Annotated in this window: 15 protein-coding genes; 7 read left to right on the top strand and 8 right to left on the bottom strand. The window is 69.3% G+C overall.

Annotated elements, in window-relative coordinates; all coding sequences use genetic code 11:
* The first annotated feature begins 59 nt into the window (after positions 1-59).
* The 4 genes from AUL32_RS21710 to AUL32_RS21695 all read left to right on the top strand — a co-directional run bounded on the left by AUL32_RS21710 (position 60) and on the right by AUL32_RS21695 (position 4,803).
* Positions 60-1,058 (top strand): substrate-binding domain-containing protein, encoded by a 999-nt coding sequence (locus AUL32_RS21710; RefSeq protein ID WP_062119836.1) that lies wholly within the window; start codon positions 60-62, stop codon positions 1,056-1,058.
* Between the two features lie 162 nt (positions 1,059-1,220).
* Entirely contained in the window at positions 1,221-2,786 is a 1,566-nt protein-coding gene (locus tag AUL32_RS21705) for a sugar ABC transporter ATP-binding protein (protein ID WP_062119834.1), read from the top strand.
* A complete protein-coding gene (locus AUL32_RS21700; RefSeq protein WP_062119830.1) occupies positions 2,783-3,808 on the top strand; it encodes an ABC transporter permease in 1,026 nt (341 codons plus the stop codon). Before AUL32_RS21705 ends, AUL32_RS21700 begins: the two co-directional genes overlap by 4 nt.
* 44 nt (positions 3,809-3,852) lie before the next feature.
* Positions 3,853-4,803, top strand: a complete 951-nt coding sequence (locus AUL32_RS21695; RefSeq protein WP_062119827.1) for a carbohydrate kinase family protein — start codon at positions 3,853-3,855, stop codon at positions 4,801-4,803.
* Positions 4,804-5,061: 258 nt separating this feature from the next.
* On the opposite strand, the gene AUL32_RS21690 is transcribed toward AUL32_RS21695, so the two are convergent.
* The 5 genes from AUL32_RS21690 to AUL32_RS21670 form a co-directional block, all read right to left on the bottom strand.
* Positions 5,062-6,078, bottom strand: a complete 1,017-nt coding sequence (locus AUL32_RS21690) for a carbohydrate kinase family protein (RefSeq protein WP_062119823.1) — start codon at positions 6,076-6,078, stop codon at positions 5,062-5,064.
* Positions 6,079-6,084: 6 nt separating this feature from the next.
* Entirely contained in the window at positions 6,085-7,089 is a 1,005-nt protein-coding gene (locus AUL32_RS21685) for a hypothetical protein (protein ID WP_062119821.1), read from the bottom strand.
* A 36-nt stretch (positions 7,090-7,125) separates the two neighbouring features.
* Positions 7,126-7,905 (bottom strand): ATP-binding cassette domain-containing protein, encoded by a 780-nt coding sequence (locus AUL32_RS21680; protein ID WP_061978794.1) that lies wholly within the window; start codon positions 7,903-7,905, stop codon positions 7,126-7,128.
* Positions 7,902-8,960, bottom strand: a complete 1,059-nt coding sequence (locus AUL32_RS21675) for an ABC transporter permease (RefSeq protein ID WP_061978793.1) — start codon at positions 8,958-8,960, stop codon at positions 7,902-7,904. Before AUL32_RS21675 ends, AUL32_RS21680 begins: the two co-directional genes overlap by 4 nt.
* 333 nt (positions 8,961-9,293) lie before the next feature.
* Complete coding sequence (locus AUL32_RS21670) at positions 9,294-10,307, bottom strand: sugar ABC transporter substrate-binding protein (protein WP_062120117.1); 1,014 nt, start codon at positions 10,305-10,307, stop codon at positions 9,294-9,296.
* A 430-nt stretch (positions 10,308-10,737) separates the two neighbouring features.
* Here AUL32_RS21670 and AUL32_RS21665 point away from each other — a divergent pair, with 430 nt between their 5' ends.
* The gene (locus AUL32_RS21665; RefSeq protein ID WP_192847502.1) at positions 10,738-11,970 is read left to right on the top strand and encodes an ROK family protein; all 1,233 of its coding nucleotides are present in this window, start codon (positions 10,738-10,740) and stop codon (positions 11,968-11,970) included.
* Positions 11,971-12,034: 64 nt separating this feature from the next.
* Here AUL32_RS21665 and AUL32_RS21660 read toward each other — a convergent pair whose 3' ends face one another.
* Positions 12,035-12,826, bottom strand: a complete 792-nt coding sequence (locus AUL32_RS21660) for an inositol monophosphatase family protein (RefSeq protein ID WP_082659971.1) — start codon at positions 12,824-12,826, stop codon at positions 12,035-12,037.
* Between the two features lie 41 nt (positions 12,827-12,867).
* Positions 12,868-13,767: an ROK family protein gene (locus AUL32_RS21655; RefSeq protein WP_062119808.1), complete on the bottom strand. Its 900-nt coding sequence runs from the start codon at positions 13,765-13,767 to the stop codon at positions 12,868-12,870.
* A 316-nt stretch (positions 13,768-14,083) separates the two neighbouring features.
* Here AUL32_RS21655 and AUL32_RS21650 point away from each other — a divergent pair, with 316 nt between their 5' ends.
* Together AUL32_RS21650 and AUL32_RS21645 are read left to right on the top strand one after the other, a co-directional pair.
* Positions 14,084-15,235: a Gfo/Idh/MocA family protein gene (locus AUL32_RS21650; protein ID WP_062119805.1), complete on the top strand. Its 1,152-nt coding sequence runs from the start codon at positions 14,084-14,086 to the stop codon at positions 15,233-15,235.
* Positions 15,232-16,179 (top strand): alpha/beta hydrolase, encoded by a 948-nt coding sequence (locus AUL32_RS21645; protein ID WP_062119802.1) that lies wholly within the window; start codon positions 15,232-15,234, stop codon positions 16,177-16,179. Before AUL32_RS21650 ends, AUL32_RS21645 begins: the two co-directional genes overlap by 4 nt.
* Before the next feature lie 9 nt (positions 16,180-16,188).
* Here the strand turns inward: AUL32_RS21645 and AUL32_RS21640 are convergent, their stop codons facing one another.
* Entirely contained in the window at positions 16,189-17,289 is a 1,101-nt protein-coding gene (locus AUL32_RS21640) for an ABC transporter ATP-binding protein (protein ID WP_061978788.1), read from the bottom strand.
* Between the last annotated feature and the right edge of the window lie 15 nt (positions 17,290-17,304).

Below are 17,304 nucleotides of genomic sequence, written 5' to 3'. Positions count from 1 at the left end.
GGCTCGGGAGGAGCGGGCGACGCGGTGCGACGACTTCGACCATCTTGAGGGAGGATTTCATGAGCGCGATCTCGAAACTCTGCACATGCGCGGCCCTTGCCGCGACGCTCGCCGCCGGCACGGCGCTGGCAGCGGACAAGCCGACCATCACGACGGTGGTGAAGGTCACCGGCGAAAACTGGTTCATCCGCATGAACGAGGGCGTGAAGGCCTACGGGGCCGACCATCCCGGTGTTGCCGCCAGCCAGATCGGCCCGGCCAAGGCGGACGCCGCTCAGCAGTCCCGCATCATCGAGGACCTCGTCGCCAAGAACGTCTCGGCCATCGCCGTGGTCCCGATGGACCCGACGGCGCTGGAAGGCGTCCTTCGCCGCGCTGGCCAGCGCGGCATCAAGGTCATCACCCACGAGGGCGACAGCTTGGTCAACACGGCGGTCGATATCGAGGCCTTCGACAACAAGGCGTTCGGCGCGCGGATCAACGAGAAGCTCGCCGCCTGCATGGGCCAAAGCGGCAAGTGGACGAGCTTCGTCGGCTCGCTCGGCAGCCTGACGCACAACCAGTGGGTCGATGCCGGCGCGGAGAACGCCAAGAAATATCCCGGCATGGAGCTGGTGGCGGCGAAGAACGAGTCCTTCAACGACGCCAACCGCGCCTATGAGAAAGCCAAGGAAATTCTGCGCCGCTACCCCGACATCAAGGGCTTCCAGGGCTCCTCGGCCATCGACGTGATCGGCATCGGCCGCGCGGTGGAAGAGGCCGGGCTGCAGGACAAGACCTGCGTCTACGGCCTCGGCCTGCCCAAGGACACCGGACCCTATCTCGAAAGCGGCGCGGTGGACGAGATCTTCTTCTGGGACCCGAAGGACGCCGGCTATGTCATGAACGTCGTCGCCAACATGGTGCTCGACGGCAAGGAGATCACCGACGGCATGGATCTCGGCGTGCCCGGCTACGATAAGGTCTCCGTCACCAAGGGCCCGGGCAAGGGCGTGATCGTGCAGGGCCAGGCCTGGGTCGACGTCGACAAGTCGAGCTACAAGAACTACCCGTTCTGAGCTCAGCTCGGGAGCGCTTGGGCAGGCTCTTCGCCTGCCCGGCGCCATAGCAAGCATGGCCCGCGCCCTCCAGGGGCGCCGGCCTTTTCGGCCTGCGGGCCGAACGCTTCCGGGCCGAATGCGGTCAAGGCCCAGCCCAATTCCCTCAGGAATGTCACCACGATGCAGGTCGATGCGTCCTTGCCGCCCCGCGCGGCGCCGCTTCTCGAAATCCGAAAGGTGCGAAAGTCCTTCGGCGGCGTCCATGCTTTGAAGGAGGTCGATCTCACGATCGAGGCCGGGCGCGTCTACCACCTCATGGGCGAGAACGGCTGCGGCAAGAGCACGCTGATCAAGATCATCTCCGGCGCTCAGACCGCCGATAGCGGCCAGATCCTGATCGACGGCGAACCGACCGGCGAGCGCGCGGGCGATCTCGGCACGATCGGCGCGCTGAAGGCCGGGATCGAAACCGTCTATCAGGACCTTTCGCTCCTGCCCAATCTCTCCGTTGCCGAGAATGTCGCGCTGACCGGCCAGCTCGTCGCCGCCTCCGGCCGTCTGGCGCGCCGGCTCGACGTCTCCGCTCTTCACGAGACGGCCCGCCGCGCGCTGGAAAAGGTGCATCTGCCGACGACCCGCGCCTTCCTGACCCGGCGCACCGACACGCTGCCGCTCGCCACGCGCCAGCTCGTCGCCATCGCGCGCGGCATCGCGGCCGAGGCGCGCCTCGTCATCATGGACGAGCCGACGACCTCGCTGACGCGGCAGGAGGTCGAGAACCTTCTGGCCGTCGTGGAGCGGCTGCGGGCGAGGGGCGTCGCCGTTCTCTTCGTCACCCACAAGCTCGACGAGTGCAAGGCGATCGGCGGGCGGGCCATCATCCTGCGCGACGGGCTGAAGGTCGCCGAGCTCGATGTCGCGCAAAGCTCCAAGGCCGAGTTCGCAGCCCTCATGACCGGGCGCGAGATCAGCGAGGCGCGCTATCGCACCGATCCCAAGCTCGGCGCGCCGCTGCTCGAGGTCGAGGGTCTCGGCGCGCCGGGCTTTCGCGATCTCTCCTTCGGCATCCGGCGCGGCGAAATCCTCGGTTTCACCGGCCTCATGGACTCCGGGCGCAACGAGCTGGCGCTGGCGCTGGCCGGCGTCGCGCCCGCCACGCAAGGCTCCATCCGGCTGGACGGCCAGCCGATCCACCCGCGAACGCCTTCGGAGGCGATCGCTGCCGGCATCGGCTACGTGCCGGAGGACCGCCTGACCGAGGGCCTGTTTCTGGAAAAGCCGATCCAGGACAATATCGTTCTGCCGGTGCTGGACAGGCTGCGCGGCGCCTTCGGCATGGTCAGCGCCCGGCGCGCGCGGCGGCTGGCGGAGGCGAGCGTCGCCGATCTTCAGGTGGCGACGCCCGACGTGTCGCGCCCCGTCCAGTCGCTCTCGGGCGGCAACCAGCAGCGGGTGCTGATCGGGCGCTGGCTTACCATTGAGCCGCGTCTTCTCATCCTGCACGGGCCGACCGTGGGCGTCGATGTCGGCTCCAAGGACACGATCTTCCGCATCATCCAGCGCCTGGCCGACGGCGGCATGGCCGTTCTCATCATCAGCGACGACCTGCCCGAGCTCCTGCAGAACTGCGACCGGATCATGGTCATGCGCCAGGGCGCCATCATCGCCGAGCGAGCCGCCGCGGCCTTCAGCGAAGACGCGATCTACCAGGCGATGGCCGGCACCGGGAAAGGCCCTTCTCTATGACCGACACGCTGTCCGCCCCCACCGCCGCGCGCTCCGGGTTCGGCGCGCGGCTGCGCGACCAGATGATCCGGCGGCCGGAGCTCTTCACGCTGGCGCTTGTCGTCCTCACCTGCCTCGTGGTGGTCGCGGCCAATCCCGACTTCCTGCAGATGAACAATCTCTTCGACATCCTGCGCGCCTCGGTGGTGCGCGGCCTCTTCGCCATGGGGGTGCTGGTGGTCCTGGCGGCGGGCGGCATCGACGTGTCGTTTACGGCCATCGCCGCCTTCGTCATGTATGCGCTGACCATGCTGGTGGTGGATGTCGTGCCGGGCATGCCCATGCCCGTCATCCTCGTTCTGGCCGCGCTCGGCGGCGCGGCGTTCGGCGCCGTGAACGGCGTTCTCGTCCACAAGCTGCAGGCGCCCTCGCTGATCGTGACGATCGGCACGCAATACATCATCCGCAGCTTCCTCCTGACCTTCGTCGGGACGGCGCTGTTCATGAACATTCCGACCGCGATGGACGCATTCGGCAAGGCGCCGCTCTATACCCATGTCGGGGCGAACGGCGCGGTTTCGATCCTGCCGGCGACCGTCTTGGTTCTCGTCGGCGCGGCTGTCCTCACCTGGTTCATCTTGGAGCGCACCTTGATCGGACGCGCCGTCTTCGCGGTGGGCGGCAATCCCGCGATCGCCGAACGGCTCGGTTTCAATCTCTTCCGCGTACGCCTTTTCGTCTTCGCCTATGCCGGGCTGCTGGCGGGGGTCGCCGGCGTTGTGCATGTGTCCAGCAACCGGCTCGCCAATCCGTTCGATCTCGCCGGCATGGAGCTGGAGGTGATCGCGGCCGTGGTGCTGGGCGGCGCGCGCATCACCGGCGGCTCGGGCAGCGTCGTCGGCACCCTGCTCGGCGTCCTCCTCATCACGCTGGTGAGCAACGTCCTGATCTTCGTCGGCATTCCCAGCACGCTGCAACTCGCCATCGTCGGCGCCTTCATCCTCATCGCTGGCACGATCTTCACCCTCGGCCAGCGCGGCTGAGCGCACTGAGACTTCCCTTCACCCTTGCTTGGACCCACGTTTTCATGACCCACGACGTCTCGGTGATCGGCCTCTACATTCTCGACGTGCTCGGCCGCCCGGTCGACGCCATCCCGCCCGGCGGGCAGGTGGACTTCATCGAGGAAATCCGCCTCACCGTCGCGGGAACGGCGGGCGGAACCGTGGTGGATCTGGCCAAGCTCGGGCTGAACTGCCTCGCCGTCGGCGCCGTGGGGGAGGACGAGAAGGCCGATTTCGTGCTGGCGACGCTGCAACGCTTCGGCGTCGATACTGCTGAGATGCAGCGCCTATCTGGCGTGCCGACCTCCGCCACCATCCTCAACATCCGCCGCGACGGCTCGCGCCCGGCGCTGCATGCGCGTGGCGCCTCCGACCATTTCGAGGTCAAAGACGCCGCGCTCGACGCGGTGCTCGCGCCGCCCATCGTGCATCTCGGCGGCACCGGCCTCCTGGGCAAGCTCGACGGCGAGCCGAGCCGCCGCCTTCTGGCGGAGGCCAAGCGGCGCGGGCGCACCGTGACCTTCGATCTCCTCGGCGCCAACGAGGGCACGCTCGCGCTGATCGAGCCGCTTCTGCCGCATATCGACTATTTCATGCCCTCGATCGAGGAGGCCCAGGCGATCTCGGGCGTGTCCGACAATCGCGGCGCGGGCCGCTTCTTTCTGGATCGCGGTGTGAGGCACTGCGTCTTCACGCTGGGCGGGGAGGGGGTCTCGTTCATGGCGGCCTCCGGCGAGGCGGTGACGCGCCCGGCCTTCGCGATCGATGTCGTGGATACGACCGGTTGCGGAGACGCGTTCGATGCCGGCTTCATCGCCGCGCTGCACCACCGGATGGACCTGGCCACCGCGCTCGACTTCGCCCAGGCCTCCGCCGCCCTGGTGGCGACGGGCCTCGGCTCGGACGCCGGAATCCGCTCTTTTGCGGAGACGCTTGCCTTCATGAACGAGACGCCCCGGCACGCAGTCAACTGATGCTGTGAAGTGAAGGTGCGGAGGAGCGGGGAACGGCTCGTTTGGCGAGCCGCCCAGCCCTTTCGCGGAGGGAGGATGCTCGACACCATTAGCAATGGCGAGCGGCTGAAGCGTTGACGCGAACAACACCACCGGCAGGCGGTGCGCCAAGCCACGAGACCTTGCAGTGAGGAGGGCGCCTGAAATCCGTCGATCCATGATGGGGCGCTCGTCGGGACCCGAACGATCGGACCCGTCAGCCGCAGCGCGCCACCAAGATCAGTGCCGCCAGCCCCAGCCTTCCGCGAGATCCAGGCAGGCGCGCCAGGATTCAACGCCGCCCGTCGTGCCGACATCGCGCAGCGATGCGGCGGCGCAGGCGTGCGCGAGGCGAAGGGACTCGGACACCGGCCAGCTCTCGTGCAAGCCGTAGACGAAGCCGGCGGCAAAGGCGTCGCCCGCGCCGTTGGCGCCCATCACCGCGCCCTGCGGCACGCTGACGGAGGGCCGGTGCGTCACCGTTCCGTCCCGCTCGAAGGCGAGGGCGCCGAGCGGAAAATGGATGGCGAGCACCTGCATGGACCCTTGTTCCATCACGCGCGCCCCGGCCCGCTGGCAGGCCTCCACATCCGTCGCCCCATTGCACGTCGTCGCCGTGCCGGTGATCGCGCCGACCTCGAAATCGTTGATGACGAGGAGGTCGAGCGCCCCGAGGCAGGGCTCCACGATGGTGCGCAGGCGCGCGGGCGCGATCTGCAGAAGCTCCAGATTGGTCTGGAGCCCGGCGCGGCGCGCCGCTTTCAGGACATGCAGCCAGCCGTTGGCCTCGCCGCCCCAGGGTCCGTCCATCTTCTCGTGAATGCCGGGCAGGCCGAGATGCAGGATGCGCGCGGCGGAGCCGGCGAAGTCGAAATGCTCTGGCGAGAGCAGCGCGCTCGTGCCCTGGTGGAAGAGATGCGTGCGCCGCCCGCTGGAGCGCACGCTGTAGGCGTCGGTGAAGTTGGTGCGCCCGCCCGGCACGACATGGAGGCCGGCGACGCCGATGCCCGCCGCCTCGGCCTGCGCCCGAAGGACGGCGCCGTCCGCGTCGTCCCCCACCACGCCGATCGTGTCCACCGGCATGGCGGGGTCGAGCCGGCGGATGTCGATCCCGAAATTGCAGGCCGAGCCGCCGCCTTCCACGCCCTCGGACAGGATCTCGACGACCATGTCCTCCTCCGGCCAGCGCTCCACCAGCTTGTTGTGGTCCGCGCACCAGGTTCCGGCCGTCAGGAACCCCCGTCTTGCCGTCTCCATTCCGCCTCAGGCTCCCATCTTGAGCGAGGGGTCGGTGATCTCGAGGTCCTCTTCCAGAGACTTCTTGGAGCGGATGCCCTTCTTGCCGAGGATGTCGTGATAGCGCTTCGTCGCCTCCTCGGACGAGACGTCCTCCTCGATCACCAGGCGCATGTGCCGGACGATCTCCTCGCAATCCTCCGCGAAGAAGATCTTGCGGCCGAAGAGCGCGACGCGCGCGCCGTATTTCTCGGCCTGCTTCACCATCTCCAGCGTGTCGCGCGTCGTGGACGAGGCCCCGCCCAGAATACCGACGATGAGATGGCCGGGATCGTAGGAGGCGAGCTCCTCCGTGGCGCGCGGCCCGTTGTAGACGACCTTCAGGAATTCCGGCCGATCCAGCGAGGACACGCCGGCGAGGCACCTTGCGATCGCGTCGTTGTTGTAGGTGGCGAAGTCCGAGCCCGCCGTCTTCACCTCGAACTGCGGATTGAAGACTTCGAGGAAGTGCCGCACGCCCGCCGCCGTCGCCTCGTCGCGAAACTCGGCATAGGCGTCCAGCGAGCGCCGGTCCTGGTCGAGATCGTTGAAGAAGGTGAGGGCGTAGAGGCCGAGATCGGACACCGGCTTCACCCGGTCGAGCCGCGCGGTGCGGAAGGGCACGGTCGGCAGGTGCTTGTAGTTGGCGCCGCGCCAATGCCAGATGTCGCTGCCGTCGTTGAGCCGCACGGCCGGGGTCACGTCCGATCCGTCGTAGACGCCCTTCTTCGTCAGCACCTCGGCCGAGGAGAGCGAGGTCAGCATGATGTCGATGAGGCCGGAGGCCACCATGCGCTCCATGCCGTCGCGGTAGACCTGAAGCGGGCGCATGCGCCCGGTCGGCTTGCCGTCCGCGCCGAAGTCCGGCCCGGCCGTGCCGGTGCCCAGCGCCATGTCGCCGTCCTTGGCGTCGGCGATGATGAAGTCCTTCGGGGAATACTGGCCCGAGCGGATGCGGGCGAGCTTGTGGTCCATGCGCTTGGCGGCGAACATTGCGTGCCTTTCTGATCGAGAAGGGGAAGCCGGCCGTCAGGCGGCGAGGGCTTCCGGGGGAGGAACCGCCGCGCCCGTCATGAAGGCGACGACGTCGGACATGGTGAAGTCGCGCGGCCGGATCACCGCGAGCCGGCGACCGAGCCGGTGGATGTGGATGCGATCCGCCACCTCGAAAATGTGCGGCATGTTGTGGGACACGAGAACCACCGGCAGGCCGCGCCGCTTCACGTCGAGGATGAGGTCGAGAACGCGCCGGCTTTCCTTGACGCCGAGCGCGGCGGTCGGCTCGTCCATGATCACGACGCGCCCGCCGAAGGCGCAGGCCCGTGCCACGGCGACGCCCTGCCGCTGGCCGCCCGACAGGGTCTCCACCTTCTGGTGGATGTCCTGAACCGTGGTGAGGCCGAGCCCGGCGAGCTGGCGCCGCGCTTCCGCTTCCATATGGGCGAGATCGAGATGGCCGAAGAGCCGTCCTGCCAGACCCTTCTGACGAACCTCGCGGCCGAGAAACAGGTTCTCTGCGATCGACAGGGCGGGGGAGAGGGCAAGGTTCTGGAACACGCTTTCGATGCCCGCGCGCCGCGCGTCCATCGGCGTGCGGAAGGACACGGGCTCGCCGTCGATCAGGATGCGCCCGGTGTCCGGCCGCACAGCGCCGGCCAGCGCCCGGATCATGGTGGATTTGCCGGCGCCGTTGTCGCCGATCACCGCCAGGATCTCGTCCCGCTTCAGGTCGAAATCCACCCCGTCCATGGCGACCACGCGGCCATAGCGCTTGCGAAGCCCCTCGGCCTGGAGAACGAAGGCGCTCATGCCGACACCCGCCGGATCCACTGGTCGAGGCCGACCGCGACGATGATGAGAAGGCCGACCGTGAATTCCTGCCAGAGCGCGTCGAGCCCGGCGAGCGCCAGCCCGTTGCGGAAGACGCCGACGATCAGGGCCCCGACCAGGGTTCCGACGATCGAGCCGCGCCCGCCGAAGAGCGAGGTTCCGCCGATCACCACGGCGGTGATGGAGTCGAGATTGGCCGAGCCGCCCGAGGTCGGGCTGATGGCCCCGATGCGCCCGATCAGCACCCAGGCGGCGATGGCGCAGATGAGGCCCGACAGGGCGTAGACGGACAGAAGCGTGCGCTTGGCGTCGATGCCGGAGAGCCTTGCCGCCTCCGCGTCGTCGCCCACGGCATAGACATGGCGGCCGAAGGCGGTGCGGTTCAGCATGTACCAGACGGCCGCCGCGACCAGGAGCATGACCAGCGTTCCGGCGGTGAAGCGCGCCCCGCCGAGCGAGGTCGCCGCGCCCATCCATTGCAGGAGCGGCGCCTCGGCGGCCACGACCTGCGAGCGGATGGTCTGGCTGCCGGAATAATAGAGGAACAGGGCGCCGAAGACGCTCCACGTGCCGAGCGTGACGATGAAGGGCGGCAGTCTGAGATAGGTGACGAGCACGCCGTTGATCGCGCCGCAGCCGAGGCCCACCAGCAGCGCCGCCGCAAAGGCCGCCTCCTGCGGCAGGCCGGCCGAGACGGCGAGATGCCCCATGACGATGGTGCACAGGATCATGATCGCGCCGACCGACAGGTCGATGCCGGCGGTGAGGATCACCAGCGTCTGCGCCACGCCCAGAACCGCGATGATCGTCACCTGCTGGAGGATCAGCGAGAGGTTGAAGGGCTGGAAGAAGCGCGCGCCGACGATGAGGCTGAACACCGCGAGGCCCAGGGCCAGAACCACGAAGGGCACGATCGTGGGGTAGCGGTGGAGGAGATGCTGCAGCCGGCGGAGCGGCGAGCGCCGCCCCTCCTCGAACTGCGCGAACCCGTCGCCGGAGGCGCCGGCGACGGAAGAACCCTCGGAAGCGGTCATCGCTGGGGTCTCCTGGAACGGGGGAAAGGAGCCGGGCGGCCGTCGAGGGGGCCGCCCGGCCGCCGGTCTGCGCCTTGGTCGCTGGGAGCCGGGCAAGGCGCGCCGGCAGGGCGAAGGCGGCGGGATGCTGATGGACGTGCGATATCCGATGGATCGCGCGGGAGCGGGGACGCCGGACGGCTCAGCTCGGGGTCAGCGTTCGCGGCCCCGACGGGGCGCCCCGGTCAGCCCGCCAAGCTCGGGCTTCCTGGCCGCACGCCCCGGTCCGATGGTCGGTCTAGGCGCCGGGCGCTCCTTGGCGGGAGCGCGGCGCCCGGCCCGCTCAGGCCGATCTCAGCCCCAGCACTTCTTCAGCGCTTCGGCGGAGGTGATGGACTCGATCCCCGACACCGGCTTGTCGGTGACGAGCGTCACGCCCGTGTTGAAGAAGTCGAGACCCGGCGTCGGCTCGGGCTTCTTGCCGTTCTTCTTGAACTCGACGATCGCCTCGACGCCCTTGGAGGCCATGAGGAGCGGGTACTGCATGGAGGTGGCGCCGATCACGCCGGCCTTCACGTTCTCGACGCCGGGGCAGCCGCCGTCCACGGAGGTGATGAGAACGCCGCTTTCCTTGCCGGCCGCCTTCAGCGCCTCGTAGGCGCCCGCCGCCGTCGGCTCGTTGATCGTGTAGACGACCGAGAGGTCGGGCTCCTTCTGGAGCAGGGTTTCCATGCCCGTGCGCCCGCCCTCTTCCGAACCGTTGCCCCAGAAATGGCCGACGATGCGCTTGTCGTCCTCGTCGAGATAGCGGCTGGGGTCCTTCACGTCGATGCCGAAGCCCTTCATGAAGCCCTGGTCGCGCGCGACGTCCACGGTCGGCTGGCTTTCGATCGCGTCGAGAAAGGCGACCTTGGCTGTGCTTGGGTCCTTGACCGTCTTGGCGGCCCATTGGCCGATCAGCTCGCCCGCCTTCACGTTGTCGGTGGCGAAGGTCGCGTCGGCGGCGTTGGCGGGGTCGAGCGGTGTGTCGAGCGCGATCACCAGGATGCCGGCTTGGCGCGCCTGTTCCACCACGGGCGTGATCGCCTTGGTGTCGCTGGCGGCGAGCAGGATGCCGCTGACGCCCGACGAAATGAGGTTCTCGATCGCGGTGACCTGCGTGTCGTTGTCGCCGTCGAACTTTCCGGCGAAGCTCTGCAGCTCGACGCCGAGTTCCTTTGCCTTGGCCTCCGCGCCTTCCTTCATCTTGGCGAAGAACGGGTTGGCGTCGGTCTTGGTGACGATGCCGATCTTGATCGGGTCCGCCGCGCTGGCGCTTGCTGTCAGGCCGAGCCCGATCAGCGCCGCGCCGGCCAGAAGCGCGCCCAGGCGGCGCGTGGAGAATGCGTTGGAAGAATGCGCGTTCGAAGAGTGCACCGAGTTTCCCTCCCAGGAAGCGGAGGCCGCACGAGGCCGCGGGGCCGGATGCGACGCCCTGACCTGCCCTTGTCCGGCGGGCAGACTGCCGACTGCTCATAGTGCGGGATCGCCCGCCGCTCGCGGGCGCCGCTGTCTCGTTTCCCCGGCGGCGATGGATCTCGCCGCTCATGGCCGGGCCGTTCTGGAAGGCCGGGCTCGTTGTGCCGGCGTTGGTTCGCCGGCTGGTATGACGAGATCGTAGGGCCGTGCGGCCCGATCTGGCAAGCGCCTTTTGTCTAAAAAAAGACAAAAGCATGGTGCGGCGCACGCGGGCTGGTGGAACGCAGGCGAGCCGTGCCTATTTCTCCGGTTCGGCGGAATGGTTCGCCGGCCCCGTCTCGTGAGTCGATCCCTGAGCCTTGCCCTTCCCCCAGCCGAGCCTGCCCTTTCCGCGCTGACGGCGGCGGCGTCCGTGCTCGCGCAGATCGCAACTTCCGGCGAGGGCGTGTCGCGCGCGGCGCTGGGGCAGGCGACCAACCTGTCGCGCATGACGCTGGCGCAGCGGCTTCTGGCGCTCCAGACCGCCGGCCTCGTGCGCGAGGGGGACAGCGCGGTGCCGAGCGGCGGACGGCCGACGCGGCTTCTGGCGCTCGACCCCACTGGTGCCGTGCTGCTGACGGCGGACATGGGCGAAACGCATATGCGCCTCGCCGTTACCGACCTTTCGCCGACTGTGCTGCGGCAGGAACTCGTGCCCTTTCGCATCGCGGACGGGCCGGAAGCCGCGATGGAGCGGCTGGCCATGGGTTTCGGGCGGCTCCTGTCGGATCTCGGCGGGCGCCGCTTCGTGGCCGCGCTCGGGCTCAGCCTGCCGGCGCCGGTGGACCATCGGCTCGGCCGCGTTTACGGCCCCTCGATCCTTGAGGGATGGGACGATTTTCCCTTGGGGGACTGGCTCCGCGCACGTTATGGCGCGCCCGTGGCGGTGGAGAACGACGTCAATCTCATGGCGATCTTCGAGCATCGCCGCCTGGCGCCGCGCCCGGACGATTTCCTGTTCGTGAAGATGGGGACCGGCATCGGCTCGGGCATCGTCGCCAACGGGCGGCTGCAGCGCGGGGCGCGGGGCGCCTCGGGCGATATCGGCCATATGCAGTTTCTGGAGCCGGGCGCGCCGCTCTGCCGCTGCGGCAAGCGCGGCTGCTTCGAGGCGCGGGCGGCGGGCTGGGCCTTGGCGCGCGACCTGTCAAACCAGGGCCTGCCGGCGCGCAACGCGCGCGACGTGATCGCCCAGTTCGAGGCCGGCCAGCCGGAGGCGCAGGCGCTGATCCTGGCCGCCGGGCGGGCGGCGGGCGAGGCGCTCGGCCATGCCGTGGCGTTGCTCAACCCGGAGCGGATCGTGATCGGGGGCACGCTCGCCCATGCCGGCGAGGCGCTGGTCGCGCCCATTCGCGAGGTGCTGCGCCTGCGCTGCCTGCCCTTGGCGACGTCCGACCTCGCCGTCTCGGCCGCCCCGCCGGTGGACGAGGCCTGCCTGATCGGCGCCGCCCATTGCGCGCGCGAACTCGCCTTCGGCCCGGAGGGCACGGAGGCGTTTCTCCTGCGCTACCGATCCTGGCTGGAAGCGGCCTGAAGGTTGGCCGCTTTCCAGCCGGTCCGCCGGCGGCGGCGCGATGCCGGCAGGCGTGTCCCTGGGCTCAGCCTTCGAGGAACAGCGTCTCCAGCGAGGGGTAGAGTTCCGGCGAGGCGGCGATCAGCACGTTGCCGTTGCACAGCCCGTCCCCGGCCAGAAAGTCGCTCGAGCGCCCGCCGGCGGCCTCGATCACCGCCAGCGCGCCGAGGCAGTCCCAGGCGTTGATATGCGGCTCGACATAGCCGACCAGCCGACCCGCCGCGAGATAGGCCAACGACAAAGCGCCCGACCCGTCGCGGTAGAACATGCCGCCGGCCTTCAGCAGCCGCTCGAAGGCGGGAAGAAAGCGCTCCGGCGGCAGGCGGGTGGAATAGCCGGCGGCCACCAGCCCTTCCTTGACGGACGCCGCGCTCTTCACCCGGATCGGGCGCCCGTTGAGCGTCGCCGGGTGCCCGTCGCCGCCGGTGAATAGCTCTTCGCGCGCCGGCGCGTAGACGAAGCCCATGCGGTTTCGTCCGCCTTGCACGAAGGCGATCGAGACGCACCAGCTCGACATGCCGCTGACGAAGGGCTGCGTGCCGTCGATGGGATCGACCACCCAGATGCCCTGTTCGCCGCCGAACTCGGTGCGCCCGGTTTCCTCGCCGAGAAACGCGTCCTCCGGAAAGGCCTGCGCGATACGCTCGCGGATCATGGTCTCGACGTCGAGATCGGCCTCGCTCGCCATGTCCTGCAGGCCCTTGGAGCGCACGGTCAGGCTGTCGAGCCGGCGGAAATAGGTCAGCGCGAGCGCGCCGGCCTCGCGCACCAGCGCTTCGGCGAAGCGGAAACGCGCGTCGAGTTCGGAAGGCGTCATGGGAGATCCAAGTCCGTTTGCGGGAGGAGGGAGGGGAAGGCTCAGCCGTCCTTCCAGAGCCAGGCGGCGCCGCGCACGCCGCTGGAATCGCCGTGCCGCGACTTCACGATCGGCGTGTGGAAGACGGTGGAGAACGTGTAGCGCGCGATCAGCGGGGAGAGATCGTCGTAGAGTTCGGGCACGTTGGACATGCCCCCGCCCATCACGAAGATGTCGGGGTCGAGCGCGTTGACCACGACCGACAGCCCGCGCGCCACCCGGTCGACATAGCGGCTCCAGAGAAGGCCCGCGAGCCTGTCGCCGCCGCGCTTCATCTCCATGATCTCGGCGGCTTTGCGCTCCGTGCCGGTGTGAAGGGCGAACTCCGCCTCGAAGGCGCGGCCCGAGACCCAGGTTTCCATGCAGCCATGCTTACCGCAATAGCAGGGACGGCCCGTCAACTCCGACTGGTTGGGAAAGGGCAGCGGATTGTGACCCCACTCGCCGCCCGAATTGTTGGGCCCGTGATGGGCGCGACCGCCCACGGCGATGCCCGCCCCGGCGCCGCTGCCGAGGATCACCGCGAAGACGACATTGTGCCCCGCGCCGGCCCCGTCCACCGCTTCCGACGCGGCGAGACAGTCGGCGTCGTTCTCTACACGCACCTCGCGCCCCAGCCGCTCCACGAGATCGGTTTCCACCGGGCGCCCGAGAAGCCAAGTGGAACTCGCGCCCTTGCCGAGGCGGGACTTGGGTTCCAGCGAGCCGGGAATGCCGATGCCGATCGTGCCCCGGCGCCCGGTCTTGCCCTCCATGTCCGCGATGATGGAGCCGATCATGTCGATGCAGCCGAAATAGTCGTGGCGCGGGGTGTCGCGCCGCTCGCGCGCCAGTTCCGTTCCGTCCGGCAGAAGGGCGATGCCCTCGATCTTGGTGCCGCCCCAGTCGATGCCGATCAGCATGCGCGTGTCCTGCCTCCCCCTTGCCTTGCCGGGCCTCACTCAGTGCAGCGCCCCTCCCAAGGCGCAGCGCGAAACCCGATTCGCCGACGCGAGCCTATGCGAGCCGCCGCGCCGGGGAAAGCGTGGCGTCTGTCTGTTTGCGCGCTTGGAGTGGGTGCAAGTCCTTCTCGCGGGAGATCGCGTCGCCCTACGGAAAACCGGTCGCGCGCCGGCCGCGCGGATGCTTAGATGCGGGCAACCGATGCCGGGAGGAAAGCGCATCGGCGCGCGCCGGCCGCTCCATGGGGGCGGGGCCGCAGCTTGCCTGGGAGGAAGAATGACCACGATCGGCCTCGGCGTTGTCGGCTGCGGCAACATCGCCATGACCTATATGCGCAACGCCAAGCTCTTCGGCGGCGTCGAGCTGCGGGGCTGCGCGGACCTGTCGGCCGACATGGCCGCGACGCGCGCCCGCGAATACGGCGTTCGCGCCATGACCCTGGACGAGCTTTACGCCGCGCCCGAGATCGACATCGTTCTTAACCTGACGATCCCCGCCGCGCATTTCGACGTGACCATGTCGGCGCTTTCGGCGGGCAAGCATGTCTTCACCGAGAAGCCGCTCGGCGTCACGGCCCAAGAGGGGCGGCGCATCGTGGCGGAGGCGCGCGGGCGCGGCCTGAAGCTCGGCTCGGCGCCCGACACGTTTCTGGGCGCGGCTGGGCGGCGCGCGCGGCGGCTCATGGACGAGGGGGCGATCGGCAAGCCCGTGGCCGGCACGGCCTTCATGTTCGGCCGGGGCATGGAGCACTGGCACCCCAATCCGCAATTCTACTACCAGCCCGGCGCCGGGCCGATGCTCGACATGGGTCCCTATTACCTCACCATGCTGGTGAACCTTCTCGGGCCTGTGCGCCGGGTGATGGCGCTGACCTCGATGGGAGAGGCCGAGCGCCTGATTACAGCCGAGGGGCCGTTCCAGAACACGCGCTTTGCCGTCGGCACGCCGACGACAGTGCTGACGCTCCTGGAGTTTTCGTCGGGCGCGCAGGTCACCTTCGGCACGTCCTGGGACGTGTTTCGCCATTCCAACCACCCGATCGAGCTGCACGGGACGCAGGGCTCGCTCCGCCTGCCGGACCCCGACACGTTCGGCGGCACGGTGTCGCTTTCGGAGCGCGGGGCCGCGTGGCGCGACTTCCCGAGCGAGGGCGAACTCTACGGCGCCATCAACTGGCCCTTCGCGGCGCCGGAACGGGCGAACTACCGGATGCTCGGCGTCTGCGACCTCGCTCGCTCCATCGCGACGGGGCAGGCGCCGCGCGCGTCCGGCGATCTGGCGCTCCATGTTCTCGAAGTGATGGAAGCGGCGCTCCGATCCGGCGAGACGGGCGAGGCCGTGCACATCGAGGGAACGGTCGCGCAGCCCGCGCCGCTCGGCGAGGCCGAGGCGCGCTCGCTGCTGGCGCCCGAGGCCGAAGCCGCATGAGCGCGCTCGATCCCGGCGCGGCCCGCGTTCTGGACTTGGGGCGCGAGGCCGGCGGCAAGCCCTTCGAGGAGGGGACGGCCACCGAGGCGCGCGTGGCCTACCGCCAGTCCTATCTCGCCCTGCAGGGCGAGAAGGAGCCCGTGGACGCGGTGGAGGAGCGCGTGATCGAGGGGCCGCGCGGGCCGATCCCGGCTCGGCTTTATCGCGGCGCGGGTGCGCCGACGACGGGCGCGCCGGGGCTTCTTTATTGTCATGGCGGCGGCTGGGTGATCGGCGATCTCGACTCGCATGACGAAATCTGCCGCTGGTTCGCCAACCGTATCGGCGGCGTCGTCCTCTGCCCGGACTATCGCCTCGCGCCCGAACATCCCTTTCCGGCCGGGCTGGAAGATGCGGCGGCGGCTTTGCGATTTTTGGGTGCGTCTGCCGAGGCGCTGGGTCTCGACCCCGCGCGCCTTGCCGTCGCGGGAGACAGCGCTGGCGGAAATCTCGCCGCCGTGCTGGCGCTGATGAGCGGCCGGGACGGGCTGCCGACGCTTGCCGCGCAGCTTCTGATCTATCCCAACACCGACGCGCGGCAAGGATCGGCCAGCATGCGGCGCTACGGCGAGGGTTTCGGCCTCACCGCCCGCACCATGGCGTGGTTTCGCGATCAGTATGTCGGCGGCGAAGCCCATCTTGCCTCGGACTGGCGCGTGTCGCCGCTCCTGGCGCCCGACCTTGCGGGCGCCCCGCCGGCCTTCGTGGCGCTGGCGGGGCTCGACATTCTGTTGGACGAGGGCGCGGCCTATGCCGAGCGGCTGCGCGAGGCCGGCGTGCCGCTGCGCGTCGCGCACTGGCCGGACCAGATCCACGGCTTCGTCTCCGCCGGGCGCTTCATTCCGCAGGCCCGCGAGGCGGTGGACCAGGCGGTGGCCGCCTGGCGCGAGTTCGAGACGCGCTGACGGCGCGCGTCAGGCCAGGGGGTGGCGCGCGAGATGGGGCAGCGCCGCCTCCGATCCGTCGAAGACATGGCAGGCCGCGGCGTCGATCGACAGCCGCACGGCGGCGTGGGCCGGGGTCGGGTTGTTGCCGTCGAGCTGCACGACGGCCGTGCCGCCGTCCGTCAGATCGACATGCAGCACGGTCATGTTGCCGAGCCGCTCGGCCACCAGCGTCGTGCCGCTCAACTCGCCCTCCGTGGAGAGATGCAGATGCTCGGGCCGCACGCCGAGCGTCACCGCCTCGCCGACCGTCACCCCCCGCCCGTCCACCGGCACCAGAAGCTCGGCGCCCGACGCGAGGCGAAGGCGCAGCCCGTTTCCGGCCACCGCCGCGACGCGGGCGGGCATCGTGTTCATCTTGGGCGAGCCGATGAAGCCGGCGACGAAGAGGTTGCGCGGATGGTGATAGAGGTCGAGCGGCGTGCCGACCTGCTCGATCCGCCCGGCGCTGAGGACGACGATCTTATCGGCCATGGTCATGGCCTCGGTCTGGTCGTGCGTGACATAGATCATCGTGGCGTCGAGCCGCTCGTGCAGGCGCATGAGTTCCAGCCGCATCTGGACGCGCAGCGCCGCGTCGAGATTGGACAGGGGCTCGTCGAACAGGAAGATCTTCGGGCTCCGCACGATGGCGCGGCCGATCGCGACGCGCTGGCGCTGGCCGCCCGAAAGCTCGCGCGGGCGCCGCTCCAGAAGCGGCCCGAGCTGCAGCACCTCGCCGGCCATGCGCACCTTTTCCTCCCGCTCGGCGCGGCCGAGCCCGGCGAGCTTGAGCGCGAAACCCATATTCTCCGCCACGGTCATGTGCGGATAAAGCGCGTAGGACTGGAACACCATGGCCAGGCCCCGGTCGGAGGGACCGATCTCGTTCATGCGCTGACCGTCGATGCGGATTTCGCCGCCGCTGATCTTTTCCAACCCCGCGATCATGCGCAGCAGCGTGGACTTGCCGCAGCCGGACGGGCCGACGAAGACCACGAATTCGCGGTCCTCCACGTCGAGATCGACGCCCTTGATGGCCTCGAAGGCGCCATATCGCTTGCGAACGTCCTGAAGGTGCAGCGTCGCCATTCGTCCGGCCTCCCG

It is taken from the genome of Aureimonas sp. AU40, assembly GCF_001463785.1.
GTDB lineage: Bacteria > Pseudomonadota > Alphaproteobacteria > Rhizobiales > Rhizobiaceae > Aureimonas.
The sequence above is the reverse complement of the archived record's forward strand: the minus strand, read 5'-3'. Positions and strand labels throughout refer to the sequence as shown.